The following is a 1,142-nucleotide window of genomic DNA, read 5'->3' as shown; positions in this document are numbered from 1 at the left end:
CGCCCGCCCCGACGGTCGCCCCGTCCAGCGCGTAGGCGTTCGTCGGCGGGGCGAAGGCCGAGGCCCGGTTCGGCACCGCGGCGGGATCGGCGGGCGGCTCGGCCTTGTCGACGCCGGCGGCATCCGGCGTCGTGGCCAGGCGGGCCTTCTCGACCTGGCGCCAGCGCGCGACGTTCTTCTGGTGGCCGTCGAGGCTCTCGGCGAAGGCGTGCCCGCCGGTGCCATCGGCGACGAAGAACAGGTCCTTGGTCCGCGACGGATTGGCGACCGCCTCCAGGGCGGCGCGGCCGGGATTGGCGATCGGGCCGGGCGGCAGGCCCTCGATCACGTAGGTGTTGTAGGGCGTCGCCCGGTCGATCTCGGAGCGCTGGATGCCGCGCCCGAGGGTGCCGCGCCCGCCGACCAGCCCGTAGACGATGGTCGGGTCCGATTGCAGCTTCATCCGCTTGTTCAGGCGGTTCACGAACACGCCGGCCACCCGCGGCCGCTCGTCGGCGCGCCCGGTCTCCTTCTCGACGATCGAGGCCAGCGTGACCATCTCGGCCGGCGTCCGCACCGGCACGTCGGCGCTGCGGCGCAGCCAGATGTCGTTGAGGACCTTGCGCTGCTTCTCGCGCATCAGGTTGACGATCTGCTGACGGCTCGCGCCGCGCTCGAACTTGTAGGTGTCGGGCAGCAGCGAGCCCTCGGGCGGGATCTCGCCGACCTCGCCGGTGAGCACGTCGTTCTCGTTGAGGCGCATCACGATCTGCTCGGAGGTGAGCCCCTCGGGGAAGGTGATCGCGTGCTGGACCTGCCGGCCCGTGGTCACGGTGTCGATCGCATCGCTGATGCTGGCATGGGCCTTGAAGGTGTACTCGCCGGCCTTCAGCGGCGGGCGCCCGCCGAACCGGGCGGCGAACTCGAACAGCCCGACATGGTCGATCACGCCCTCGCGCTTCAGGATCTCGGCGATCTCGCCGGTGCCGCTGCGGGACGGGATCACGACCACCTTGTCGGCGGCGAGCGGGCCGGGCTCCTGCACCTGCCGCTGGAACAGCGTCAGCCCGAGCATCACGGCGATGGCGATCACCACCGCGAAGGTGAGCAGCCCGCTGATGGTGGCGAGGAGCCCGCCGCGGCGGCGCTCGGGCCGCTCGGGC

The 1,142-nt window shown here is 72.2% G+C and carries 1 protein-coding gene; it reads right to left on the bottom strand.

From position 1 onward, the window contains the following. Nucleotides 1–1,142: endolytic transglycosylase MltG (mltG, locus tag FV223_RS28195; protein ID WP_147729948.1), on the bottom strand; the 1,142-nt coding region annotated here is incomplete at both ends.

It is taken from the genome of Methylobacterium sp. WL116, assembly GCF_008039455.1.
GTDB lineage: Bacteria > Pseudomonadota > Alphaproteobacteria > Rhizobiales > Beijerinckiaceae > Methylobacterium.
The sequence above is the reverse complement of the archived record's forward strand: the minus strand, read 5'-3'. Positions and strand labels throughout refer to the sequence as shown.